The organism is Synechococcus sp. BIOS-U3-1, assembly GCF_014279975.1.
In the GTDB taxonomy this organism is placed as follows: Bacteria; Cyanobacteriota; Cyanobacteriia; order PCC-6307; family Cyanobiaceae; genus Synechococcus_C.
On record NZ_CP047936.1, the window covers coordinates 619,547 to 641,973 of the forward strand.

At 57.2% G+C, this 22,427-nt stretch carries 21 protein-coding genes; 12 read left to right on the forward strand and 9 right to left on the reverse strand.

The annotated features are described in order from the left end of the window. The first annotated feature begins 25 nt into the window (after positions 1 to 25). The 5 genes from SynBIOSU31_RS03095 (at position 26) to queA (ending at position 6,964) form a co-directional block, all read left to right on the forward strand. Positions 26 to 1,945: an AMP-binding protein gene (locus SynBIOSU31_RS03095; RefSeq protein WP_186491960.1), complete on the forward strand. Its 1,920-nt coding sequence runs from the start codon at positions 26 to 28 to the stop codon at positions 1,943 to 1,945. Between the two features lie 72 nt (positions 1,946 to 2,017). Further along, positions 2,018 to 2,461 (forward strand): YlqD family protein, encoded by a 444-nt coding sequence (locus SynBIOSU31_RS03100; RefSeq protein WP_186491962.1) that lies wholly within the window; start codon positions 2,018 to 2,020, stop codon positions 2,459 to 2,461. 85 nt (positions 2,462 to 2,546) lie between these two features. Next, positions 2,547 to 3,869 (forward strand): dihydrolipoamide acetyltransferase family protein, encoded by a 1,323-nt coding sequence (locus tag SynBIOSU31_RS03105; protein WP_255477324.1) that lies wholly within the window; start codon positions 2,547 to 2,549, stop codon positions 3,867 to 3,869. A 74-nt stretch (positions 3,870 to 3,943) separates the two neighbouring features. Continuing rightward, positions 3,944 to 5,839 (forward strand): APC family permease, encoded by a 1,896-nt coding sequence (locus SynBIOSU31_RS03110; RefSeq protein WP_255477325.1) that lies wholly within the window; start codon positions 3,944 to 3,946, stop codon positions 5,837 to 5,839. A 15-nt stretch (positions 5,840 to 5,854) separates the two neighbouring features. After that, a complete protein-coding gene (queA, locus tag SynBIOSU31_RS03115) occupies positions 5,855 to 6,964 on the forward strand; it encodes a tRNA preQ1(34) S-adenosylmethionine ribosyltransferase-isomerase QueA (RefSeq protein WP_186491966.1) in 1,110 nt (369 codons plus the stop codon). A gap of 73 nt (positions 6,965 to 7,037) precedes the next feature. On the opposite strand, the gene cysK is transcribed toward queA, so the two are convergent. The 3 genes from cysK to SynBIOSU31_RS03130 all read right to left on the reverse strand — a co-directional run bounded on the left by cysK (position 7,038) and on the right by SynBIOSU31_RS03130 (position 10,799). Next, positions 7,038 to 8,024, reverse strand: coding sequence for a cysteine synthase A (gene cysK, locus SynBIOSU31_RS03120; RefSeq protein ID WP_186491967.1), 987 nt, complete (start codon positions 8,022 to 8,024; stop codon positions 7,038 to 7,040). A gap of 133 nt (positions 8,025 to 8,157) precedes the next feature. Beyond that, positions 8,158 to 9,645, reverse strand: a complete 1,488-nt coding sequence (locus SynBIOSU31_RS03125) for a PLP-dependent transferase (RefSeq protein WP_186491973.1) — start codon at positions 9,643 to 9,645, stop codon at positions 8,158 to 8,160. Then, the gene (locus SynBIOSU31_RS03130; protein WP_186491975.1) at positions 9,642 to 10,799 is read right to left on the reverse strand and encodes a trans-sulfuration enzyme family protein; all 1,158 of its coding nucleotides are present in this window, start codon (positions 10,797 to 10,799) and stop codon (positions 9,642 to 9,644) included. The genes SynBIOSU31_RS03125 and SynBIOSU31_RS03130 overlap by 4 nt, the downstream gene beginning before the upstream one ends. 84 nt (positions 10,800 to 10,883) lie before the next feature. On the opposite strand from SynBIOSU31_RS03130, the gene SynBIOSU31_RS03135 reads away from it, so the two are divergent. The 3 genes from SynBIOSU31_RS03135 to SynBIOSU31_RS03145 all read left to right on the forward strand — a co-directional run bounded on the left by SynBIOSU31_RS03135 (position 10,884) and on the right by SynBIOSU31_RS03145 (position 13,635). Beyond that, positions 10,884 to 11,141 (forward strand): hypothetical protein, encoded by a 258-nt coding sequence (locus tag SynBIOSU31_RS03135; RefSeq protein ID WP_186491976.1) that lies wholly within the window; start codon positions 10,884 to 10,886, stop codon positions 11,139 to 11,141. A gap of 371 nt (positions 11,142 to 11,512) precedes the next feature. Next, positions 11,513 to 11,932, forward strand: a complete 420-nt coding sequence (locus SynBIOSU31_RS03140; protein ID WP_186491978.1) for a hypothetical protein — start codon at positions 11,513 to 11,515, stop codon at positions 11,930 to 11,932. 1,424 nt (positions 11,933 to 13,356) lie between these two features. Then, positions 13,357 to 13,635, forward strand: coding sequence for a hypothetical protein (locus SynBIOSU31_RS03145; protein ID WP_186491980.1), 279 nt, complete (start codon positions 13,357 to 13,359; stop codon positions 13,633 to 13,635). Between the two features lie 140 nt (positions 13,636 to 13,775). On the opposite strand, the gene rpsD is transcribed toward SynBIOSU31_RS03145, so the two are convergent. Further along, the gene (gene rpsD / locus SynBIOSU31_RS03150; protein ID WP_186491981.1) at positions 13,776 to 14,384 is read right to left on the reverse strand and encodes a 30S ribosomal protein S4; all 609 of its coding nucleotides are present in this window, start codon (positions 14,382 to 14,384) and stop codon (positions 13,776 to 13,778) included. A gap of 74 nt (positions 14,385 to 14,458) precedes the next feature. Here rpsD and yidD point away from each other — a divergent pair, with 74 nt between their 5' ends. From yidD to SynBIOSU31_RS03165, 3 genes are read left to right on the forward strand one after another with little or no spacing between them, the layout of a single operon-like run. After that, positions 14,459 to 14,737 carry a membrane protein insertion efficiency factor YidD gene (yidD, locus tag SynBIOSU31_RS03155; protein ID WP_186491982.1) on the forward strand — a complete coding sequence of 93 codons (279 nt, stop codon included), beginning with the start codon at positions 14,459 to 14,461 and terminating at the stop codon, positions 14,735 to 14,737. Next, positions 14,718 to 15,026, forward strand: coding sequence for a glutaredoxin family protein (locus tag SynBIOSU31_RS03160; RefSeq protein ID WP_255477414.1), 309 nt, complete (start codon positions 14,718 to 14,720; stop codon positions 15,024 to 15,026). The genes yidD and SynBIOSU31_RS03160 overlap by 20 nt, the downstream gene beginning before the upstream one ends. 26 nt (positions 15,027 to 15,052) lie before the next feature. Next, positions 15,053 to 16,558 carry a UDP-N-acetylmuramoyl-L-alanyl-D-glutamate--2,6-diaminopimelate ligase gene (locus SynBIOSU31_RS03165; RefSeq protein ID WP_186491984.1) on the forward strand — a complete coding sequence of 502 codons (1,506 nt, stop codon included), beginning with the start codon at positions 15,053 to 15,055 and terminating at the stop codon, positions 16,556 to 16,558. A 104-nt stretch (positions 16,559 to 16,662) separates the two neighbouring features. Here SynBIOSU31_RS03165 and SynBIOSU31_RS03170 read toward each other — a convergent pair whose 3' ends face one another. Both SynBIOSU31_RS03170 and SynBIOSU31_RS03175 read right to left on the reverse strand, forming a co-directional pair. After that, positions 16,663 to 17,565 carry an alpha/beta fold hydrolase gene (locus SynBIOSU31_RS03170; RefSeq protein WP_186491985.1) on the reverse strand — a complete coding sequence of 301 codons (903 nt, stop codon included), beginning with the start codon at positions 17,563 to 17,565 and terminating at the stop codon, positions 16,663 to 16,665. A gap of 34 nt (positions 17,566 to 17,599) precedes the next feature. Then, positions 17,600 to 18,802 carry an aminotransferase class V-fold PLP-dependent enzyme gene (locus SynBIOSU31_RS03175; protein ID WP_186491986.1) on the reverse strand — a complete coding sequence of 401 codons (1,203 nt, stop codon included), beginning with the start codon at positions 18,800 to 18,802 and terminating at the stop codon, positions 17,600 to 17,602. A gap of 201 nt (positions 18,803 to 19,003) precedes the next feature. Here SynBIOSU31_RS03175 and SynBIOSU31_RS03180 point away from each other — a divergent pair, with 201 nt between their 5' ends. Then, on the forward strand, positions 19,004 to 19,723 hold the full coding sequence (locus tag SynBIOSU31_RS03180; RefSeq protein WP_186492807.1) for a DUF4079 domain-containing protein: 720 nt from the start codon (positions 19,004 to 19,006) through the stop codon (positions 19,721 to 19,723). Here SynBIOSU31_RS03180 and SynBIOSU31_RS03185 read toward each other — a convergent pair. From SynBIOSU31_RS03185 to SynBIOSU31_RS03195, 3 genes are all read right to left on the reverse strand, one after another. Further along, positions 19,720 to 20,970 carry an urea ABC transporter substrate-binding protein gene (locus SynBIOSU31_RS03185; protein ID WP_186491989.1) on the reverse strand — a complete coding sequence of 417 codons (1,251 nt, stop codon included), beginning with the start codon at positions 20,968 to 20,970 and terminating at the stop codon, positions 19,720 to 19,722. The two genes, SynBIOSU31_RS03180 and SynBIOSU31_RS03185, sit on opposite strands and share 4 nt — an antisense overlap. After that, complete coding sequence (locus SynBIOSU31_RS03190) at positions 20,967 to 22,106, reverse strand: hypothetical protein (protein WP_186491991.1); 1,140 nt, start codon at positions 22,104 to 22,106, stop codon at positions 20,967 to 20,969. The genes SynBIOSU31_RS03185 and SynBIOSU31_RS03190 overlap by 4 nt, the downstream gene beginning before the upstream one ends. 74 nt (positions 22,107 to 22,180) lie before the next feature. Continuing rightward, positions 22,181 to 22,426, reverse strand: coding sequence for a NifU family protein (locus SynBIOSU31_RS03195; RefSeq protein WP_186491993.1), 246 nt, complete (start codon positions 22,424 to 22,426; stop codon positions 22,181 to 22,183). Position 22,427: the final 1 nt, after the last annotated feature.

A 22,427-nucleotide genomic window follows, 5' to 3' on the forward strand; every position in this document is an offset into this window, starting at 1 on the left:
GCCTGGGCGACTACAAACCGTTTCCGTGACTGCCGCCGCTCAATCCACCTGGCATCCAACCTCTCGCGAGCAGGTGGCACTGGCTCGCCAGGATCATGTTCAAAGTCTCGGCAGGGTGGATCAGGTCTGGCCCTGGCTGAAATCCCATCACGGTGAGGTGATGGCGGTTGATGCTCCCCATGCCGCCCATCCCGAGTGTCTCAGCTATCGAGAGCTGGCTGAGCGGATTGATCAAGCCTCTGCCGCATTCCGCAGTCTGAAGATCAGCAGCGGCGATGTTGTGGGCCTTTTCGCTGAGAACAGTCCTCGCTGGCTGGTAGCCGATCAGGGCCTCATGCGGGCCGGTGCCATTGATGCGGTGCGTGGGGCAGCAGCACCTGTGGAGGAGCTGCGTTACATCCTCGAGGATTCGGCGGCCGTTGCGCTGGTGGTGCAAACCGCTGATTTGCTGCAGCGTTTACAGCTGCCGGCGGAGATGCAGGAGCGTCTGCGCTTTGTGCTCGTACTGGAGGGCCCAGCTCCTACGGGCGCGATTGATTTCGATGCTTTTCTCGCCCTTGCCGATGGCCACGATGCACCGGATCCAATGGCCGGGCGGGACCGCGTCTCTGCACCAGCCACCACGGCCACGATTTTGTATACGAGTGGAACTACAGGTCGGCCCAAGGGCGTGCCGCTGACGCATGCCAACCTCCTGCATCAGATGCGGAGCCTCGCCTGTGTCACTCGGCCGCAACCAGGATCCCCGGTGTTGAGCGTTCTACCGATCTGGCATTCCTACGAACGCAGCGCTGAGTATTACTTCTTCTCTTGTGCCTGCTCGCAGAGTTACACCACTATCAAGCAGCTCAAGAAGGATCTGCCTCGGGTTAAGCCGGTGATCATGGCCACGGTCCCCAGGTTGTGGGAAGCCGTTCAGGCAGGCTTTGAGGATGCCGTCAAGACCTTTCCAGCTTCCCGTCAACGCCTGTTGAGGGCAGCCTTGGCCAATAGCAAGGCGTACTGCCTCGCCAGGCGCCGCAGCCGTGACCTCATGATTCAGCCGCTACGCAAGCGCGACCGTCTGAGAGCTGCTGCAGAGGCGAGTCGCCGCTGGCCAGCCCATGCGCTTGCCTCCAAACTGATCTGGCCAAAGCTGAGGCAGCAACTCAGTGGCGGAGCACTGCGCTTCCCGATTAATGGAGGAGGCGCCATCGCTCCCCACGTTGATTCGTTCTTTGAAGCGGTGGGCATCGAGCTTCTGGTTGGTTACGGCCTCACGGAAACCAGTCCGGTGGTGAGTTGCCGGCGGCCATGGCGCAACATCCGCGGTAGCTCTGGCCTACCGCTCCCTGACACTGAATTCCGCATTGTTGATGCCGAGACCAGGCAACCGCTTGGGTTTCGAGAACGCGGTGTGGTGTTGGTGCACGGTCCTCAGGTGATGGGTGGATACCTCGGCAAGCCTGAGGCCACCGCCAAGGTGCTTGATGCTGATGGCTGGTTCGATACAGGCGATCTGGGCATGCTTCTCCCTGATGGATCTGTGGTCCTCACCGGACGGGCCAAGGACACGATCGTGCTCAGCAGCGGAGAGAACATTGAGCCCGGGCCGCTTGAAGAGGCGCTGGTCTCAAGCCCGCTGATCGAGCAGGTGATGCTGGTGGGGCAGGACGAACGTCAGCTGGGGGCTCTGGTAGTGCCACGGGCCGATGCGATCAAGGCCTGGGCTAGCTCTCAGGGCTGCGATCCAGGCGATCAGCGCTTGTTCAAGCTGCTGCGCGGGGAGTTGAACCGACTCTTGGCTGAGCGTGTTGGATCCAGGGCTGATGAGCGTCTTGCTGGTGTCGCTCTCGTGGAAGCCTTCTCGATTGAGAACGGCCTGCTGACTCAGACGCTTAAGCAACGCCGAGACCGCATCACGGAACGGGACCGCTCAGCAATCGAAAGCATGTATGGCCGCTAAGAGCTCTTAGGTCAGGCTCGGGTTGACCATCCGCCATGGGGCTGAGACGCTTGGCGCTGATTCCCCGCCCCAATGTCCGACGGCACCACCCTGTCGATCAAGCGTTCCATCACCATCCGTGCCGTGGTCACGCCGGCCTGGAAGGAGGAGGCTGAGCGTGAGCTGAGCGCTGGCATCTCCACCAGCGACCAGCAACTGGCTCAACTTGAGCAGGAGGGTCAGCAGGTTGTCGATGATGTTCGTCGTCAGAGCGCCAACCCCCTAGATCCGCGTGTGCAGGAACAGGTCGCTCAGGTGCAGCAGCAGGTTGCGGCCAAGCGGGCTGAGCTCGAAGAACAGAAGCGCAATCTGCTTCAGCAGCAGGCTCAGGTCCGCGAGCTTGAAATGGAACAGATCGTGGATCAGGGTCAGCTCGAGAGCTTCTGTGACATACAGGTGGGTGACAACCTGGTGAGCAAGATGCAGGTTGCTGTCGTGGTGCGCGACGGTGTGATCGAGGCCATCGAGCAGGGCTGAGCGCTGACGAGGGCCGGCCTGCCGGCCCGTAAGATTTTTCTAGTCAGCCCCTCTGGAAACGGTTTTGGCAACCCACGACATCTTCATGCCTGCCCTCAGCTCCACGATGACGGAGGGAAAGATTGTTGAGTGGCTCAAAAACCCTGGCGACAAGGTGGGCCGCGGCGAGTCTGTGCTTGTGGTCGAGTCCGACAAGGCCGACATGGATGTCGAATCCTTCAATGAGGGTTATCTCGCGGCTGTTCTGATGCCTGCGGGCAGCACGGCTCCCGTGGGCGAGACCATTGGTTTGATCGTGGAGACCGAGGCTGAGATTGCCGAGGCCCAGGCCAAGGCGCCGTCGGGTGGTGGATCGGCTCCCGCAGCCACCGCTGCGCCAACAGCTGCGCCAACAGCGGCTGCTTCAACGGCACCTGCTTCCCCAGCACCCTCTCCCGTTCCTGCTCAAACTGCACCAGTCGCCCCACCTGCTCCGGCGGCTGCGCCGCCCAGTAATGGTCGACTGATTGCCAGTCCAAGGGCCAAGAAGCTGGCCTCTCAGATGGGTGTTGACCTTGCCGGCATCCGCGGCAGTGGCCCCAATGGTCGAATTCAGGCCGAAGACGTGGAGCGCGCTGCTGGGCGTCCGATCAGTGTGCCTTTGGTTGGGGAAGGCACCGCCGCTGCCGTGAGTTCTGGAGCTGCGAGCGCCGCCAAGGCTCCGAGCTCTCCCGCGGGTAACAGCTTTGGTCGCCCTGGAGACACCGTGGCGTTCAACACGCTCCAGGGCGCGGTGAATCGCAATATGGAGGCCAGCCTCGCCGTCCCCTGCTTCCGGGTGGGCTACACGATCACCACCGACCTACTCGATGCTTTCTATAAACAGGTGAAGCCCAAGGGCGTCACGATGACGGCCCTTCTGGCTAAGGCTGTTGCCGTCACCCTGGCGCGGCATCCGCAGGTGAATGCCGCAACCACTGCCGCGGGCATGAGCTATCCCGCCGATGTGAATGTGGCAGTTGCAGTGGCGATGGAAGACGGTGGATTGATCACACCCGTGCTGCGTCAAGCCGATCGAACCGATTTGTATGAGCTCTCTCGCCAATGGGGGGATCTAGTGAAGCGCTCTCGCAGCAAACAGCTTCAGCCCGAGGAATACAGCACCGGAACGTTCACCCTCTCCAATCTCGGCATGTTCGGGGTCGATCGCTTCGATGCCATCCTTCCTCCCGGCACTGGTGCCATTCTCGCGGTGGCTGCTTCAAGACCTGCCGTCGTGGCTGGAAAGGATGGATCTATCGCTGTGAAGCGGCAAATGCAGGTCAATCTCACGGCGGACCACCGTGTGATTTATGGCGCCGATGGTGCCGCGTTCCTTAAAGATCTGGCTGAATTGATCGAAACTCGCCCTGAAAGTTTGGCGATCTGAAACAGGTCAGCAAAAGACACCCAGCTGCCGAGCTCAGGGAACCTTGCCACTCTTGAAGTGGTGTAGGTCGCCCTGTGTCTGTTCCGTCCTTTTCACGTCTGCTGGGCCGCCCCCTGCCGCGCTCCAGTGCCAAGGATGAGCGACTCCCCAATCTTCAGGCGCTGCCGATTTTGTCCTCGGATGCTCTGTCATCCGTGGCCTATGCCACGGAAGCGGCGCTTGGCATTCTGATCCTTGGAGGCGGCGCAGCTCTTCGGCTGTCGCTCCCCATCACCTTGGCGATCATCGCTTTGATCACGATCGTGGTGCTGTCCTACCGGCAGGCGATCTCGGCTTATCCCAATGGTGGCGGTTCCTATGTGGTGGCCCGCGACAATCTCGGACGCAATGTGGGATTGGTGGCAGCCGCTGCGCTGCTAATCGACTACACCCTCACCGCAGCGGTCAGCCTGATGGCTGGAACCCAGGCCCTGTCGTCACTGGATCCATCGTTGTTGGGCTACGAGGTTCCGATCGCTCTGCTGCTGCTCGTGCTCGTGGGCTGGGCAAACCTTCGCGGGGTGAGGGAAGCGGGGCGTGTGTTCTCGGTTCCCACCTATGCCTTCGTGGTGATGATCGTTCTGCTCACGGTTGCTGGGCTCAAGGACCTCACCTTCCATCACGGCTGGAGTCCCGATGCCCCTCCAATGGCGGCTGCGCTGCAGCCGATCGGCTTATTTCTGATCCTCCGGGCATTCAGCTCAGGCTGCTCAGCGATGACCGGCATCGAAGCCATTGCCAATGGTGTTCAAGTTTTCCGGGAGCCTGCTCCCGTCAATGCCCGTAAAACCCTTCTGGTGATGGGTGTTCTGCTGTCGGCAATGTTTCTTGCAGTCAGCACCATGGGCTTCATGTATGGAGTCGCACCCAATCCCGACATCACCGTGTTGGCTCAGATCGGTCAACGCGTGTTTGGTGATGGCAGCGTTCTGTACTGGACTCTGCAGATCTCAACGCTGCTGATTCTGGTGCTGGCAGCGAACACGGCCTTCTCCGGATTTCCCCGTCTGGCGGCAATGCTGGCGGAAGACCAGTGCTTGCCGATGCAGATGAAGCTGCTTGGTGATCGGCTTGTTTATCAGAACGGAATCGGGGTGTTGGTGGCGATCACGGCGCTGATCATCGTGATCTGCAGGGGTGATACCACCGTTGCAGTCAATCTGTATGCCCTTGGGGTCTTCACCGCCTTCACGCTGTCGCAGCTGGGATTGGTGTGTCGCTGGTTGAAGCAGCGTGGAGAGGGCTGGCGGGGGCGAATGGCGATGAATGCCCTCGGATCGATCACCACCTTCGTGGTGCTGGTGGTGATCGTGGTGAGCAAATTCGATGAGGGGGCTTGGACTGTGGTGATCGCCATCCCGCTTTTGGTCTGGGGATTGGCCTTGATCCGCCGCCGGTACCGGGAGATCTCCGCTGCCCTCGCTCTCGACCCTGTTGGGTCGTCCTTAAAGCTGGTTCCCCGAGATCCACCAACTGGGCACCATGCGATCGTCTGGGTCGCGAGTGTGATGCAACCGTCTTTTGAGGCGTTGCGCTACGCCTGTTCGTTTGCCGATTCGGTCACGGCGGTGATGGTGGTGCAGAAGGACGAGGATGCCGGCCAGCTCAGCCAGTTGTGGGATCGCTATGCGGGTACCGACACCGGTGCTCTTGAGCTGGTGCTGCTCGACAGCCCATACAGTTCGCTACTTGATCCCTTCTGTGACTTCGTGATGGAGCAGGAGCGACGGCATCCTGAGCGCACCACGACCGTGGTGATGCCTGTGGCTATTCCTAGGGATCGATTGGATGTGGCCCTACTCAACCAAAGGGCACGCAACCTTTTTGAAGCGCTTTCCACCGACCAGAGCCGGGTGTTTTCGATTGTGCGCTATTTCGTGCCCCGTTCGACCCGCAGGGGTGGAAGTTTGCCCTCAGGCAGCATGGATTGATCATCTTTAAACCTTGTGGTGGATCCAAGGGATCTTCAGCTCAGCTCCTACGACTACCGACTGCCTGAAGAGCGCATCGCGCAGGCACCTGTGGAGCCACGCCATGCAGCACGTTTGCTGATGGCGCCCCCCCAGGCCCGATCAGCGACGGAGCTTATGCATCGTCAGGTCTGGGATTGGCAGGATCAGCTTCGAGCTGGCGACTTGCTGGTGGTGAACGACACACGGGTCCTGCGGGCGCGCTTGAGGGTGCGGCGTTGCGGTGGTGGTCTTGCGGAGCTTCTGGTGTTGGAGCCCCGCGGTGAGGGCCGCTGGCTCTGTCTTGCCAGACCCGGCAAGAAATTGAAGCCCGGTGATCAGGTTTGGCTTGAAGCCCCTGAACAGGAGCCCATTCCACTGCAGGTGGTCAGCGCGGATGGCGCTAGTGGCGGCCGCGTGATCCAATTCCCTGCTGCTTTCATCGATGCTGCAGCGATCGAAGCGCTGCTTGAGCGCTATGGCGAAGTGCCGTTACCGCCCTACATCTCGCGTCACGATGAGTCGGATCAGGAGCGTTATCAGACGCGTTATGCCTCCAGCCCAGGAGCGGTTGCTGCACCAACCGCGGGCTTGCACCTCAGTGACGAGCTTTTGAAGGCGATCCGTGGCCGCGGCGTTCAACTGGCCACGGTGACGTTGCACGTGGGGTTGGGCACATTCCGGCCGGTGGAGACTGAAGATCTCACAGATCTGAGCCTGCATAGCGAATGGGTGGAGGTCACTCCTGAGCTGGTGGCTGCTGTTGTCGCATGCCGGCAGCGTGGAGGCCGTGTGATTGCCGTAGGCACCACCAGTGTGCGCGCTCTGGAGGGAGCGGCGGCAGCAGGGGGCGGCAGCCTGCAACCGCTACGGGGACCTGTGAATCTTGTGATCCAGCCCGGCTTTCGTTTTTTGGTGGTGCAGGGTCTGTTGACCAACTTTCATTTGCCCAAGAGCTCACTGTTGCTTTTGGTCAGCGCTCTGATCGGACGCAACAGGTTGCTTGAGCTTTATGAAATTGCCATTCAGGAGGCCTATCGCTTTTATTCCTACGGTGATGCCATGTGGATCGCTCCGGATGCCGTCCTGCCTGGTGTGACTCCCTGAGCTGATGGCTGACCAGCTCGGCATCAAAAAAGCCCCGGTGTTCCGGGGCTGAGTGGTGTGCAAAAGCTGCGGTTCAGGCTGTGACGGGTTGCTCGATGATCCCTGTGGGAACGTCGGCGAACATCACTGAAGAGAGGTAGCGCTCGGCCAGATCGGGGAGAACAACCACGATGGTCTTGCCGGCATAAGCGTCTTGCTTGGCCAGGCGAATGGCGGCGGCCGCTGCGGCTCCGCAAGAGATGCCCACCAGCAGTCCTTCTTCCTTGGCCAAACGAAGAGCCATCTCAACGGACTCGTCGTTGGTGACCTGTTCCACTTTGTCGACCACGGACAGGTCGAGGTTCTTGGGAATGAAGCCGGCGCCGATTCCTTGGATCTTGTGAGGGCCTGGCTTCAGGTCCTCACCGTTCATGGTCTGAGTGATCACTGGGCTATGGCTGGGCTCCACGGCAACCGATTCAATCGCCTTGCCTTTGGCGTTCTTGATGTAACGGGACACGCCAGTGATGGTGCCGCCGGTACCCACGCCGGCCACCAGAACGTCGATGGCGCCTTCGCAGTCGTTCCAGATCTCAGGGCCAGTGGTCTTTTCGTGAATCTCCGGGTTGGCGGGATTCTCAAACTGCCCGGGCATGAAGTATTTACCAGGGTCGCTGGCAGCGATCTCCTTGGCTTTGGCAATGGCGCCAGGCATGCCTTTGGCAGCTTCGGTGAGCACGATTTCAGCGCCGAGAACGGCCATCACGCGGCGACGTTCGATCGACATCGACTCGGGCATTGTGAGCACGAGCTTGTAACCGCGAGCGGCGGCGGTGAAGGCGAGAGCAACGCCGGTATTGCCTGATGTGGGCTCAACGATCACCTTGCCTTCGGTGAGTTCGCCACGCTTTTCGGCATCCCAGATCATGTTCGCGCCGATGCGGCACTTCACGCTGTATGCGGGATTGCGTCCTTCAATTTTGGCAAGAACGGTGGCTTTGCAGCCCTTGGTGACATTGTTTAGACGCACCAGGGGGGTATTACCGATGGCCTGGCTGTTATCGGCGTAAACGCGAGACATGAGGGAGTCGAAAAAGTGGCCAATTTTCGCAATTTAGGGAGACTCTTCGTCAGGTGCCTGGCTCTTAAGAGCTTGTTCAAACTCTGTCAATCCAGCAGGAAGCAACTCAGCATTCATCAACCCAGTTTTCTGCTTAAGCCTTGTCCAGAGCCAGCAGGAATCGATTCCAGAGATCTTGCTGCTCCTCAAGCCCTACGGAGACGCGCAGCAGATGGGATGGCACATCGCAACGCTTGGCCCATATCAGCTCTTCGTAGTGAGCAAGAAGCACGTAAGGGCACACCAGTGTGAAGGCGGTGCCGAGACTGGGTCCCTTGCAGACCTCGAGAGCGTCGTAGACCTTTTGTGCCGACCGGGTTCCACCTTTCAGCTCAAAGGACAGCAGACAGCCATGGCCAGCTCCCGGCCGCTGCAGAGCCTTGAAGTTCTTGCATTGACCCGGATGGAACACCTTCGCTACGGCGGGGTGCTTGCGTAGGCGTTCAGCCAGAAACAGTGTGTTGCTATTGAGCTGGTGCACCCGCTCGACCACATCTTCACTGCCCTGGTCGAGGGTGATGACATCCATGTCGGCAAGCTCCGCCAATGGCTGCAGGGAGCGAGCTGATGCAGCGAGCTGATCTCTCCACGTTGAGTGGTGACTCAGCACCAGACTTCCTGCAAGAACATCACCTCGGCCGGCGAAGCTTTTGGTGAGGGAGCTGAACACCAGATCGGCATGTGGCAGCGCGTCGATATTGACTCCGGATCCGATGGTGTCGTCGGCGATCACGGGGATGCCCTTCTCGTGGGCGAGCCTGGCGATGGTTGATAGATCAATGCAGCGCAGTAGGGGGTTGCTGGGTAGCTCAATCACCACTACCGAGGGTTTTAGCCGCTCGAGGGCGGCGCTCACGCTGGCTGCACTGTCATCCAGCAGCAGTTCGGCTCCGTTGAACACCACCTGGGGCAGCTTGAGCACATCGACATAGGGGAAACCGATTTGCAGCACGGGCCTGTTGGGCCGAATGGCTGAGATCAGTTGAAGTGCTCTGTGCAGAGCGGACATTCCGGAGGGGTGGAGGCTGATCGCATCCCCCTCGCAGCAATAGATCCGCTTCAGGCGCTGCGTCACATTGCTGCGGGCGTTCTCTGCTGCCGAACCGCTGGCAGTTCGCTCCTGGCCGAGGGCAATGGCAGCCAGCCTGGAAGACGCTCCAAGGCCAGTGTGTTGCCAGAACGCCTTCGCGGCAGGAGTGCTGGCTGCATCAGCAATCAGGCAGGTCAGGCCATGAATCGCGCTGAGCTGTGTTTCTCCCGGAGGCCTTGTTCTCCGGCAGTGGGCTAGAGCGGCTTCAGCCGCGGCGAGGCTCGGATACGGCCAACTGCTTGCTCCATTGGAGCTGCCAACGTCGGAGGCCTGCAGCGACAGCTTCGCCAACTTCTCAACCAGCGGATGCTGGCCGAATCTCGGATACACCGCCCGCAAAGCTTCTCGGCAGGCAGGATCTTGTTCCTCATAGGCGATGACATCGCTCCATCGAGGCAGGGCCACCGACACGGCATGGGTGGCATCAGGAAGAGGGTGGCCGAGATCACTGCCTTGCCAGCAGGGATCGCGCAGTAAGTCACGCGAACTCATCGGAGCAAGCAAAGTGCCTGGTCGAGATCAGCAATCAGGTCCGAAGCGTCTTCACAGCCCACGGAGAGACGGATCAAACCATCGCTGATGCCCAGTTTCTCCTTCACTTCTGTTGATACCGAAGCATGAGTCATCGTGGCGGGGTGGCAGATCAGGCTCTCTACGCCCCCAAGACTTTCGGCCATGGTGAACCATTGCAAGGCCTTGCACATGGCGTAAGCCTGGTCGCGGCTGGCTTCGACTCCGATCGTGACAATGGCGCCGCCGCTGCTCATCTGCTGAATCGCCAATGAGTGTTGGGGGTGATCCGGGCGATGCGGATAGCGCACCCAGTTCACCTGAATATGGTTGGCGAGATGATCAGCTATGACGGCCGCACTGGCCATCTGTTGTCTGAGTCGCAGAGGCAGGGTCTTGATGCCGCGGGTGATCAGCCAGCAATCGAAGGGGGAAGGCTGCAGGCCAAGGGCTTTCTGGGCGAACACCATTTTTTGATGCCAAGCCGGATCATCAGTGCAGACCGCTCCGCCAAGAGCGTCAGAGTGCCCGTTGATGTATTTGGTTGTGCTGGTGAGTGAAAGGGTGGCCCCTAGCTGCAAGGGCCGCTGCACAAGTGCGGTGGCGAAAGTGTTGTCCACGACCACTGGTACGTCGACGGCAGCGGCGGCTGCGCAGACCTGTTTCAGGTCGATCACCTTGAGCAGTGGGTTGGTGGGACTCTCAATCCAGACCATCGCGGGTTTTCGAGCCGCGATGCTGGAGACAGCCTCAGTTGATGTGAAATCTACCCACTCAGTTCGGACTCCGAATTTGGCGAACACTTGTTCAAAGAGCCGCACGGTGCAGCCGTAGAGATTCTCCTCGCAGAGCACCAGATCTCCTTGGCTCAGGCCGGAGGCGATCGCCGTGATCGCGCTGACGCCGGAGCCAAACACCGTGGCATGGTTGCAGTGCTCCACCGAAGCGAGCACGCCCTCCAGGATGCGGAAGTTGGGGTTTCCTGAACGGGTGTAATCGAAACCACCGGCGTTGCCATGAGCAAACGTCGATGTGGAGTAGATCGGCGGCATCACGGTGCCCGTCCCCTCCGCAAAGCTCTCCCCGTGGTGAATCGCCCGGGTGGCATCGGCTGGTGTTGGTTCTGGACGCTGCAAGTGATGGCTGCGATCAGGTCTTAACGCTAGGAAACAGCCTGGCTGTCGCCGCTAGCGTCAAAACCGATGTTGAGACCTGGAGCCTTGGCTGATACTTCAGTGCCACAGAGCCACAAGGATGAGTGGCGGGATCATGTGCTCAACGAAATTGTCACGTTTCTGAGCCAGAACAAGCAGCAGATTCATGCTCGCTATCTGGAGCAGCGACAGGGACAGTTGCCTCGCGATTTGATTGAGCGGGAGGGACTGATGGATTTCGAGCTGGCCATTACCTTTTTGGAGGACAAGCCCAAAGGCTTTGGGTTGGGGCTCGGCTTTTTTAAAGCGAATCTGATTCGTTGAAATGACCGTATCGATACCACTGATGACGCAGGACAAGTAAAAAAACTCAGCGAGTTCAGCCGTCTTTAAAGCTGGCCCAGCTTTCTATTGTTGTTGTGCTTGTAAGACTTTATGGACAATCAGTACTAGCTCATGCCTCCGCTTCTTGCTTAGTAAGACACATTTAATCAGTCATGATGAATGATGTGAACGAAGTGGGTTGAATGAAGCGACTCAGGCTGACAGCATGGCGACGTAACGGCCAAGAATGGAACGTCACTGTTGCCTTTGAATGACCACTGACTGGCTTTTATAAAAGCTGATGAGATTGAGGGTGTCGAGCGTTCTTTGGTTGTCGAGTTGCCTTTGTTCTGTATGATGAGTTAAGAATCTTGCAAGTAGGTCTCTTTAAAGACATGATTGAATATCTGCGAAATAAATTTGACTACCGAAGGCCGATGGGGCGCCTCAACTATTTTCGTAGCGTTGTCGTCTATTCACTGTTAATCACTATTTTGCCGGTTTCGTTGACTCTTGGCTCTGCGTCCCCTCCTTCTGTAGAGACAGCGCTTTTGCTTGGACTTTATTATTTTGCTGTAGGGATTCCCCTGCAGCTACTAGGTCTTAGGCGTGCAAAGGCTGCCACGATTCCAAGCGCGTTCATCTTTGTGGCGTGGGGATTTTCTATTGTGAATCTTTTGGGTGGCTTTAATCAGCTATTCTCTTTTACAGTTTTTACTATTGTCTATGGAGTCATTCTTGGCTTGTTCCTTTATTTTATGCCTAACAAGGTTGAGCCATTAGTTCCTTGATTGAGCTCTGATTCGATAGCTCTTCTGCTGTCCGGATTAGCCAGCACCATTCTTTTGTCGACGCCTGCAGTGAGAGGAGCGACTACGTGCCGTGCCATGTGACTGATCGGCAAGATGTGCCGCTCGCTGGACTGGTCAGAACTGGTTGCACTCTTGTTGTTGGTGAATATTGTTTGATTGTGAGGAGAAAAATCTCGCGGGGTGGAAACAAGGCAACACTCCCTCAAGAGTTTTCAAAACCCCTGCCTTTGGCGGGGGTTTCTTTTTATCTGCGCTCCGCAGGCAAAAAGCTCAATCTCACCAGCTCTGCACGTTTCTTGATTGAGCTTGGTTGTCGAGGAAAAAGCCCTCCCCAGTCTCGGTATCAAGAGAATCCATGCGATATCTGGGATGACCGAGTGCTTCCGCTGGTCGCCATGAAAGTGTGTTGAGAAGACCTCCATTGTATTGCGATCTTCACTGGTCCTGAGATGGAAAATTAATGCTTATCATTCGTTTTGTTGTCAAACATCCACTCCAGCATTCCTTTGCTGTCGTTTTTGAGGGAGACGATTCCGAAGCTCACCAGAAAAACGATTGATACTCCGCTCAGAACAACTGCGCTGGCCTCGCTGATTTCGAGATTACCGAGCGATAGCGTGAGTAGCACTAGGCCATTCATTCAGTGATTTCGCTTCTTCCTTCTCTAGGGACTGGCCCGAGAATTAAGAGCATTTTTTCATCTGGGAAGCTCTGATTGCCTGAGAGCAACGACATTAACCAATTCAGCATTTTAGTCGACCATATTCAACAAACTTAGCCGCGCACACTGAGCCGGAGTTCGTTTGGCATGACCGCTTATCAACACTCAATATGGTTGTATCCGATTTAACTCTTTGTTGGGCTCTTTTGCAAAATTGCTCTTTTTGTTTGCCACGGTTTTGACTCCCATTCTGTTGCGATCAGCTGTTGAAGGGTTGATGTTGTCAGCAGAGTTGATCCCTTGGGTGAATCTCGATCCATAGCAAAAGGGGCCGGATAAATCCGACCCCTGCCACCTGCATCCTTTGATCATGGCGATGCGGCTGGCATCTGCAGGCCGCTCTTAACGTCTTGAGACCAACGCGGATAAGACTGTCAGGGTTGAGTCTTGACTTGTTGCTTTTGCTCCATGGTCTCGGCATCAGCTGAATTTTGGCTGCGGCCACAGCCGCCTTAGCTTGCTAAAAAGCATCGTTGTCATTGTGTTTCTGGAATGCTTGCGAATCAACAACTGTGATCGCGAGCATTACTCAACGCCAAAAAGAGGCCGCAAGAAGCAAGCGTTTAGGCACAAGAATGCGCTCAAATTGTCGTTCAATGTCGCGTGATCCCAAAGCTGGTCTATTGCTTATTGGCTTGTAAATGCCGGCTGAAGCACACTGCACTCATCACAGGGTGCGCTCGTGTTTTGTATTCAACGGCTTTCTGATCAAGGCTGGGTCGGCATTGCAGAAAACCTCAACCTGCTGGAAGCCCGAGCTAAGGCGACACTGTTCTCTCAAGAGCATGGCGCTGCATTTCGGGTGGTGAGTGATGATCAATCCGACATGCAGTTTCTCTGCCGGGATGGCGTGATTCTGGTCGATCTTTCCGAACCCGCGGATCTTGCTGCCGCTCTCGAGGGGCAGCCATCGGTGCTGATGGAAGACATCTCCTGGAAAATTCTTGCCGAGGCCAACTGAAATTTCACGTGATTGCTGCCGCTGATGGGACGGCGGAGGGAACCTTTCATTCACTCATTCGTCAGACATGAAAAAACCCCGCTACGGAAGAACCGGGCGGGGAATGCAACACAAGAACGCTGCGAGGTGCGAGGCAGTCCTCAGACCTTGCGGGAGTAGTACTCCACCACCAGCAGCTCATTGATCTCCAGCGCGACCCATTCGCGTTCGCACTTGCTCACCACCTTGGCGCTGAGCTTGGCTTTGTCGAGCTCCAGGTGAGGAGGCACGTTGGCGAGACCAGGGAATTCCAGATTGCCCTCAGCCAATTTCTTGCTGCCCTTGCGCTCACGGACGGTGATCACATCACCGGCCTTGCACTGATAGCTGGCGATGTCGGTGACGCGGCCGTTCACGGTGATATGGCCATGATTCACCAATTGGCGGGCGCCAGGCACTGTGGGGCCGAAACCGAGGCGGAAGCAGACGTTATCGAGACGATTCTCGAGAAGTTTGAGCAGGTTGGTTCCGGTGGAACCGTCCTGAGCGCGTGCTTTTTTCACGTAGCGCACGAGCTGGCGTTCGGAGACGCCGTAGTTGAAGCGAAGCTTTTGCTTTTCCTCAAGGCGGATCGCGTATTCAGAGCGCTTGCGACGGGCTTGGCCGTGCTGACCGGGTGGATAGGACCGCTTTGCGGCCTTCCGGGTGAGACCAGGGAGGTCTCCCAAGCGCCGCGTGATCCTCAGGCGAGGGCCGCGGTAACGAGACATAGGTGTAGAAGGTGTTGGAGCATTCACGCTGACGAAACGCCATGCTGGACTTGAAGTCAGCTTTGCGTTTCTGCATGCGCGAACCACGCATCCTATCTGTCGGCTTCCTGGCGGGTGTCGGAGAGGGTTTCAGCAAGGCCATGGCCGAGCTGATGATCGCGGCGATCGGTTTTTATCGCAGCTGGTTTTCGCCCTTATTTGGCCCCCGTTGTCGCTTCATTCCCAGCTGCAGTGCCTATGGACTGGAAGCGATTCAGCGCCACGGTCCCTGGCGTGGTGGCTGGCTCACAGTGCGCCGGATTTGTCGCTGTCATCCCTTTACCCCCTGTGGCTGTGATCCAGTCCCCGATTGAGTCCCTAGAGCTGACCTTGTTCAGTAGGCAGGGCTGCTGTCTTTGTGAAGGACTCGAGCAACGTCTGAAAGACCTTGATCTCAGTCGTTTTGAGCCACCGCTGAACTTAGAGGTGATTGATATTGATGGTCCTGGAATCGATCCGGAACTGAGGATTCGCTACGACCTTGAAGTGCCTGTCTTGGCGCTGCAGGGAAAGCCCTTGCCACGGGTGTCTCCTCGCTTGAGCGGCGAGGGACTGTTCAATTGGTTGCAACGGCTTTGCTCCACCATCGCCGGATCGGACTAGAACGACCTCAGCTTTAGGGGCCGGTGATGACGCAGACGCTCCATTCGCTGCTGAACGCAGTGTTGCTTCCCGTGCCGGCGGAACTCGCCAACCCAGTGGTTACGTCGATCACCTGTGATTCCCGCAGTGTCAGCGAGGGCTGTCTCTTCATTGGTCTTACCGGTGAACGAGTGGATGGTGGCTGTTTCTGGCCGCAGGCTCTGAAGGCCGGCGCCGTAGCCGCGCTGATCGGAGAGCAAGCTGCGCAGTCGCATCCGCCTTCCGATCAGGATCCTGTTCTTGTGATCCCTGAGCCTGTGGCCCATTGGGCGGGAGAACTGGCTGCAGCTTTCTGGCAACAGCCCTCTTTGCGCATGCAGTTGATTGGTGTGACGGGCACTAATGGCAAGACCACAACAACCCATTTGATCGAACACCTCAGCCTGGAGTGCAGTCGCCCTGCAGCGCTGTTCGGAACACTGGTGAACCGTTGGCCTGGTCAAAGCCTCACGTCTACTCACACCACTGCAGTTGCTGATCGGCTGCAGGCCCAGCTCGCTGAAGCGTTGAACCAGGGCACACAGGTGGCGGCGATGGAAGTCAGTTCCCATGCTTTGGATCAGCAACGGGTCGCAGGTTGTCGTTTCTCCTCCGCTGTGTTCACCAACCTCACGCAGGACCATCTCGACTACCACTCATCAATGGAGGCCTATTTCGAAGCGAAAGCGCGCCTGTTTGCCGATCCCTTTCTGGTCGGCGAAGGCCCTCGAGCGGTAGTGAATGTTGATGATGCTTGGGGACGTCGACTGGCTGATCGCCTTGGTGATCGCTGTTGGCGCTGCAGTCTCGACGAGACGGCTGATCTCGGCATGCGTGATCTCGTGATGACATCCAATGGTGTGCAGGGACTGTTGCTCACACCTCGAGGGCAAGGACGTTTCCATTCGCCTCTGGTGGGTCGCTTCAATCTGATGAATGTGATGCAGGCCGTCGGCTCGCTGCTCCAGCAGGATCTGCCACTGCCCCAGTTGTTGGAGGCCCTATCGCAGTTCCGCGGTGTACCGGGTCGGATGGAACGGGTGATGCCTTCTTCCCTTTCTGCAGATCAGCTACCCGCCGTTGTTGTGGATTACGCCCACACCCCGGACGGCCTGCGCAGTGCGCTCCAGGCCAGTCGCCCCTTCGTGGATGGACGCCTGGTGTGTGTGTTTGGCTGCGGTGGAGACCGCGATCGGGGCAAGCGCCCTCAGATGGCCTCAATTGCTGCCGAGCTGGCTGACCGTGTTGTGGTCACATCCGATAATCCACGTACTGAGGATCCTCAGCACATTCTCGAGGATGTGGTCGCGGGTCTCTCTTCAAGCATCGACTACCAAGTTGAAGTCGACAGAGCGATCGCGATCGCTCAGGCGATTGCTCAGGCAGGACCCGGCGATCTTGTCTTGATCGCGGGTAAAGGGCATGAGGATTACCAGATTGTCGGTACAGAAAAGCGGCATTTCGATGACCGAGAAGAAGCAGAGCGAGCGCTCAAGCAACGCCTCGATGGCTAAAAGGTTTGTGGTTAAGGTTCAAATTTTTGACAGGCATCCGTCTAATAATTGCCAGTAAAACATGGCAATGTTGAGTTGTTTCGATGTTGAGCTTTTAGTGAAGTCTATCGATTGGGCTTGGATTCCCGAGTTGCCATTTTGACGAGTTGAGTGAGCTGTTCGCAAACGAGCTTGGGCTGTTCGAACTGTATGAAGTGGCCACCATGAGCTCTGAGAATAGTGCTATTGGGATTCTGGTTTAACCATTGCTTTTGCAGGCTATGCCAATTCCCTTTGATTGGTTTCTTGATTCTCATTTCAGTCGATGAAATGATGATGATTGGGAATGTGTTGCTCATCAGAGGTAGCTCTGCTACTTGCTCCATGGTCTTATGAAATCCTTTCAGTTGATAAAACCCATCGGCTGTTATCCCATTGTTTTTGCTTTGTCTTGAAATGCCGTATAGCTTGTAGGCTTCTTTGCTAGTCATTTCTCCCATTGCTGTGAGGGCGATCTCGAAGTCTTTTTGAATCTGGTCTGAATACAGGAAATTGCTCGGCACCGGATCAACCATCAGCATGCCGGCAACTGAATCAGGGTATTTGCGTGCAAAATATCCCGCATAGAGTCCACCGTATGAGTGTGAAACGAGAATATATGGTGATTTGATGCGATTCCTTTCGAGCAGTTGAATGAGTTTTAAATTAACGAGTTCCGCTGTGATTGGATTTGCGGAAGAGACGCTGAAATCTGGTGAGCTTTTGCCTAGGCCACTTCTGTTGTACATAAACAGATTGCCGAGTTGTTTGATGCACTCAAAGAACGTTTTGTTTGCAGACCATGCTTCAAATGATGATCCTGTCCCGTTTTGAAAGATGATCGTACCTTTGAAGCTTGAATTAGGATTTGGGTGATATTGAGTGTGTAAAAGACTTCCGTCAATTTCTGTGAAATTGACCTGAGCAGAAGCCTGAAAGGTGCAGAAATAAGAAGAGAGGATGACTAGTTTCTGGAGTATGTTTTTCATGCCTTTTAAGGTGCATTTCATAGTGCTCTCTGTGCTAGCTGTTCATTGCTGACAACATCCGAATCTGATCGATGAGTTGCGCGATGTCGTTCTCGCTGGTGCAGACGTGGGTACAGGCACGCAGGCAGATGGGATCTGCTAAGTCACGGATCCAAATCTGTTCTGCGCCTAGGGCTTTGACCACCTCAGATGGTGTGGCTCCCGTTGCCTCAGAGTGCATCTGAAAACTCACGAGGCCAGCCGGCGGTGGGCCTTCAAGTAGCGGTGAGACCTCTGGAAGCGACTGCAGCTCTTTCCAGAGCTGTTCGCTCAGCGTGCGGATGTGCCTGAGTCGTTCGTCGTCTGAGCCCTCCTGTTCCAGCAGGTCAAGAGAGCAGCGCAGCCCAGCCATCAACGGCACACAGCTGGTAGCCACCTCAAAACGACGGCTGTCGTGATGGAAGGGGTCTGGATCATCAGCCACAGCCCGCGTTTCATCTTGAAGGCTGCGCCAGCCGATCACGGTGGGATGAGCCTCAGTGAGCATCCGCTCTGAGATGGCTACCCCGCCGAGTCCTTCTGGACCGCAAACCCATTTGTGCCCGGTAAAGGCATAGATATCGGCCGCTTGTGCCGCCTTTGCAATGGGGATCTGGCCAACGCTCTGTGCAGCATCCACAAGGAGGTAAGGCTGTGCCGGGTGCTGTTGCAGTTGTGCTGCCACCGCTGTGATCGGCATCTGTTGCCCGGTGTTCCAGAGCAGATGCGACAACACCACCAGTCGGGTTCGGCTGGTGAGCTGTTGTTCGATTGCCGCCAGTACGTCGTGATCGGTGCGGGCCTGCTGGTCGCGTCCGAGTCTGAGTTGCTTGACCGGCAGCGTATGGACCTGAAGCTGGCGGCGACGAGCCAGTTCGTGACAGGCCGCCACGACACCGGGGTGTTCACAGTCGCTAATCAAAATGTGGTCGCCATCGTGCAGGGGAAGGCCCCAGAGCGGCAGCACACACCCCGTGGTCACGTTCTCGCTGAGGGCGAGCCGATGCGCTGGCACATTGCACAACCGGGCTAGACGGCCGCGAGTTTTACTCACTTCGGCGCTGATATAGGGCCAGATGTCCGTGGTGAAGGGGCCGAGCTCCTGGATTCGTTTCCAGCTGGTGGTAATGGCATCCAGCGAGGGTGTTGGCAGCGGCCCCTGCCCGCCGTAATTGAAGTAGGTCTTGTTGGCCAGTGCGGGGCAGAGTTCTCTCAGCATTGGGGATCTAGACCTGGTCTCATGATCGCTCCTCAGCTCATGCATTGCTGCCTTGCCAGGCTGCTTCAGATGTGGTGGCGCTGAGCGTTGCACCAGGTGCCTTTAAGCGGGTCAGTTTCGACGTTCAAGGCTTGGTTTTGCTGCGGAATGTTCAGCCAAGCGATGGCTACGTTGCGTTTGTTCGTTGGCTTGGTATCACCGATGGCCCTGGTGGACTGGCTCTGGATCCTCCACCCGGTTTTGGCGGTGGTGTTGATCTATCCCCTCACCGGGATCGTGATGCGACTGGCGATGCAGACACGATCTCGGCGATTGAAGACCGCAAAACCGCCTCCGACGGTGGGGCGGGACCACAGTGATCTCGGGCGCTGGCTGGCCGTAGGTGTGGTTGTGCTGGTGATCGTTGCGCTCACCGTGGTCATCGCAACATCTGCACCGCTTGATCAGTTTCAAGGCGGCTTCCGTCGTGCTTGCACGCTGTTCTTGGTGCTGATCGGAACCCTGCTCAGTGTTGGGGCGCTGTGGATTGCGAAGGCGCCTGGTCTTCGGCTGGCGTTTGCTCTGATCACTTGGGCTGGCGTTCTTGGTTTGGGAGCTCAGCCGGAGGTTTGGCGTCTCTCCGATGACCCTTTCTCGCCAGCGTTCTGGCAATCCCATTACTGGTCTGGTGTTGCGGTGGTGGGCCTCATGCTGTTTTCTCTTGGTGCCCGGCCGGAGATTTTGCGTGACCTCCGCCTGCGCCGCCTGCATGTCACCGCCAATGTGCTCGCCGCGCTGCTATTCGTGCTGCAGGGCATTACCGGCACCCGTGATCTGTTGGAGATTCCCTTGAGTTGGCAGAAGCCGACGATCTATGCCTGCAATGTCGAAGCCCGCAGCTGCCCGCCGTTGGCCCCGCTTTCTCCGGCTTCTCAGCCTTAGAGAGGGGTGTTGCTGCCATGCACGCAGTGTTGCCCGGCTGACTCCGGATGATCTGGATTCCAGGGTTTGGGTTCGATCACCCCGAAATCTTTCACCACTTGGAAGTTGCCAGTGTCATCAGCTTTGCCAAGCAGGGAGCGCTTGTTGAGGTGCTGGCTAGGGGTGATGGTTAGCAAGCCCTGTGGCGCTGAGTAACTGGTTCCGATCAGTTGCCGACGTACGTCTTTGGGATTCGTACTGCCTGCTCGTTCTGCAGCGCGGGCCCAGAGATGGACCAGGCTGTAGCCGGCTTCAGCGGGGTCGTTGATGACGCGGTGATACCCATAGCGACGACGAAAGCGCTGCGCGAATGTTCTGGAATGATCTCCAGCCAACGATTGGAAATAGCTCCAGCTGGCATAGGTTCCGGAGATTTTGTTCGTACCGATCGCCAGGGCCTCTTCCTCCGAAACAGACAGACTCAATACGGTCACACCGGTATCCACCGCTTCTGAGCCAATGATGGCCTCGCGGTAGAGCTGTTCAAAGAAGGCGAGGTTGCTATCGCCGTTCAGGGTGTTGATGACAACAATCGGACCGCTTGCATTGGCCTGCTGAATGCTTTCAACCAGTGGGTCGACATCTGCACTGCCGAGTGGGAGGTAGTGCTCATCCAGTACTGTGCCACCCGCCCGTTGTACCTGGGTGCGCATGATGCGATTGGCGGTACGGGGGTAGATGTAGTCCGAGCCGATCAGCAGGATGCGTTTGCTGCGGTTCGCCAGCATCCAGTTCAAGGCGGGTTCCGATTGTTGATTGGGAACCGAACCGCCATACACCACGAAAGGGGAGCACTCCTGGCCTTCGTATTGCACCGGATAGAACAGCAGTGCATCACGTTCTTCCAGGGCTGGCAGCATTGCCTTGCGACTGGTCGATGTCCAGCCTCCGAAGATGGCCACCACCTTTTCGTGATCGAGCAATTGTTCGGTCCGACGAGCGAAGGTGTCCGGATCGGACATGCCGTCCTCCTCGACTGGTTGAATCAAGACCCGCTTGCCCTTCAGCATCAGTCCGCCGCCGGCATTGAGTTCCTCGATCGCTAGTCGTTCGGCTTCGGCAACGGTGTTTTCAGACAATGCCATCGTTCCACTTCGGGAATGCAGCAGGCCTACGCGCACCACGTTGATGTCGCTTTTTGAAGCGCTTCTGCCGCAACTGCTGAGTAGCAGGGTGGCCAGCAGGCCGATGAGCACCTTGTGGTTCATCGACTTCCCCAGCTGATCAAGGCGGTCAGCACCAAGGCTGAGGCCGAGATGATCTGAAAGCGCATGTCAGCTCGATTGATCTTGAGCATGGTGTTCAGTTTCTGATCATCTGCAGCGGCTGCGTAGGTGTTGTATCCCCACGTGAACAGACCAAAAAGGGCCATCGCGATCAGATAACTGGCAGTGAACAGATCGTCGAGGAAGGTGGTGTAAGGCAGTTTCGGCAGCGAGGAGTGATACGACTGCTGGAGAAAGATCAGTGTGAGTAGTGCCGTGGATGGGACGGCCAGTCGCACATCGGAGAGTGTTCCCTCAACAGAAGGAGCCATCAACACAATTGAGTTGATGATCATCAGCGGGATGACCCAATTCACGATTCCAGGCCAGAGATTCGATTGGTAGACCACTTCCAGGCGTACCTGGCTGATGTGCGGCCGATACCAGGTGCCCCGACGGTTGCTTGTGCGTCGCAGATAGGGCGTGAAGCTGGCACTTTCGAGTTGATAGCCGCTCAGGGAACCCAGCTCCCCAACAAGGTTGTCGTCACTCGGTTCGGGCAGCAAACGCAGGTCGGCGTATTTCTGCGATGTCCACAGTGGTTTGAGCTCCACGATCACCGGCAGCCGCAACATGTCGAACGGATCTCGGCGGAAGTCGACTTCATCGTCGTAGAAGCGGCTTGAAAAGTGGTAGTGCTGCTGGCGCCTGCCTCCGGAAAGCTCCCGTGGTCTTTCCGTGGAGGGTTCAAAGGTTGAGTCCCACGTTTCGATGCGGTTGGCGAGTGTGATCAGCTCGGCAGGATCCTCGCCATGTTTTTGCAGCAGTGCTTCCACTTCGGGCAGCCATTCCAGCCAAAGTTCACCATCGGCGGTGAACGTGCGTGAGTTCAGATTCAGCTCATAGATCTTGTCGAGATGGATGCCGGCGTAGATGAACGGATGCTTTTGCACCAGAGCTTCCGAGATGCGCACCTCTTGAAGTCCTGAAGGACCCTCCATCACTTCCGTGATGGAGTCCTGGTCAAGGACCTTGCTTGGACTTTGCCCGACCAGCTGGCGTCCGCCCAGAATCAGAGTGATCGTGAGCGCCGCCATCAGCAACAACACGATTGGACGTGGACGGGGAAGCCTCCGCATCAACTGTTGTTCAGACCGTCACTGATGTCTTCAGGATGGCTTCGCGCGTTGAACCTGTCAGTGGCTGGACTGAATCAGAGAACCTGAACCACTTCACTCACTTCGGGGATCGACTCGCGCATTTTGCGTTCGATGCCCATTTTCAGAGTCATGGTGCTGCTGGGGCAGCTGCCGCAGGCACCTTGCAGTCGCACCTTGACCACGGGTCCATCGATCTCCACCACTTCCACGTTGCCTCCGTCGGCCATCAGGAATGGGCGCAGCTCATCCAGCACCTTTTCCACGTTTTCAGTGGTGAGCGGCAACGTTTCGGTGCTCATG

What these genes read in the sequence shown, in the direction of transcription:
- SynBIOSU31_RS03100 (WP_186491962.1), top strand. Translation starts at nt 2,018, where the DNA reads ATGTCCGACGGCACCACCCTGTCGATCAAGCGTTCCATCACCATCCGT.
- SynBIOSU31_RS03105 (WP_255477324.1), top strand. Translation starts at nt 2,547, where the DNA reads ATGCCTGCCCTCAGCTCCACGATGACGGAGGGAAAGATTGTTGAGTGG.
- cysK (WP_186491967.1), bottom strand. Translation starts at nt 8,024, where the DNA reads ATGTCTCGCGTTTACGCCGATAACAGCCAGGCCATCGGTAATACCCCC.
- SynBIOSU31_RS03125 (WP_186491973.1), bottom strand. Translation starts at nt 9,645, where the DNA reads ATGAGTTCGCGTGACTTACTGCGCGATCCCTGCTGGCAAGGCAGTGAT.
- rpsD (WP_186491981.1), bottom strand. Translation starts at nt 14,384, where the DNA reads ATGTCTCGTTACCGCGGCCCTCGCCTGAGGATCACGCGGCGCTTGGGA.
- yidD (WP_186491982.1), top strand. Translation starts at nt 14,459, where the DNA reads ATGCGCGAACCACGCATCCTATCTGTCGGCTTCCTGGCGGGTGTCGGA.
- SynBIOSU31_RS03165 (WP_186491984.1), top strand. Translation starts at nt 15,053, where the DNA reads ATGACGCAGACGCTCCATTCGCTGCTGAACGCAGTGTTGCTTCCCGTG.
- SynBIOSU31_RS03170 (WP_186491985.1), bottom strand. Translation starts at nt 17,565, where the DNA reads ATGAAAAACATACTCCAGAAACTAGTCATCCTCTCTTCTTATTTCTGC.
- SynBIOSU31_RS03175 (WP_186491986.1), bottom strand. Translation starts at nt 18,802, where the DNA reads ATGCTGAGAGAACTCTGCCCCGCACTGGCCAACAAGACCTACTTCAAT.
- SynBIOSU31_RS03180 (WP_186492807.1), top strand. Translation starts at nt 19,004, where the DNA reads ATGGCCCTGGTGGACTGGCTCTGGATCCTCCACCCGGTTTTGGCGGTG.
- SynBIOSU31_RS03185 (WP_186491989.1), bottom strand. Translation starts at nt 20,970, where the DNA reads ATGAACCACAAGGTGCTCATCGGCCTGCTGGCCACCCTGCTACTCAGC.
- SynBIOSU31_RS03190 (WP_186491991.1), bottom strand. Translation starts at nt 22,106, where the DNA reads ATGCGGAGGCTTCCCCGTCCACGTCCAATCGTGTTGTTGCTGATGGCG.
- SynBIOSU31_RS03195 (WP_186491993.1), bottom strand. Translation starts at nt 22,426, where the DNA reads ATGAGCACCGAAACGTTGCCGCTCACCACTGAAAACGTGGAAAAGGTG.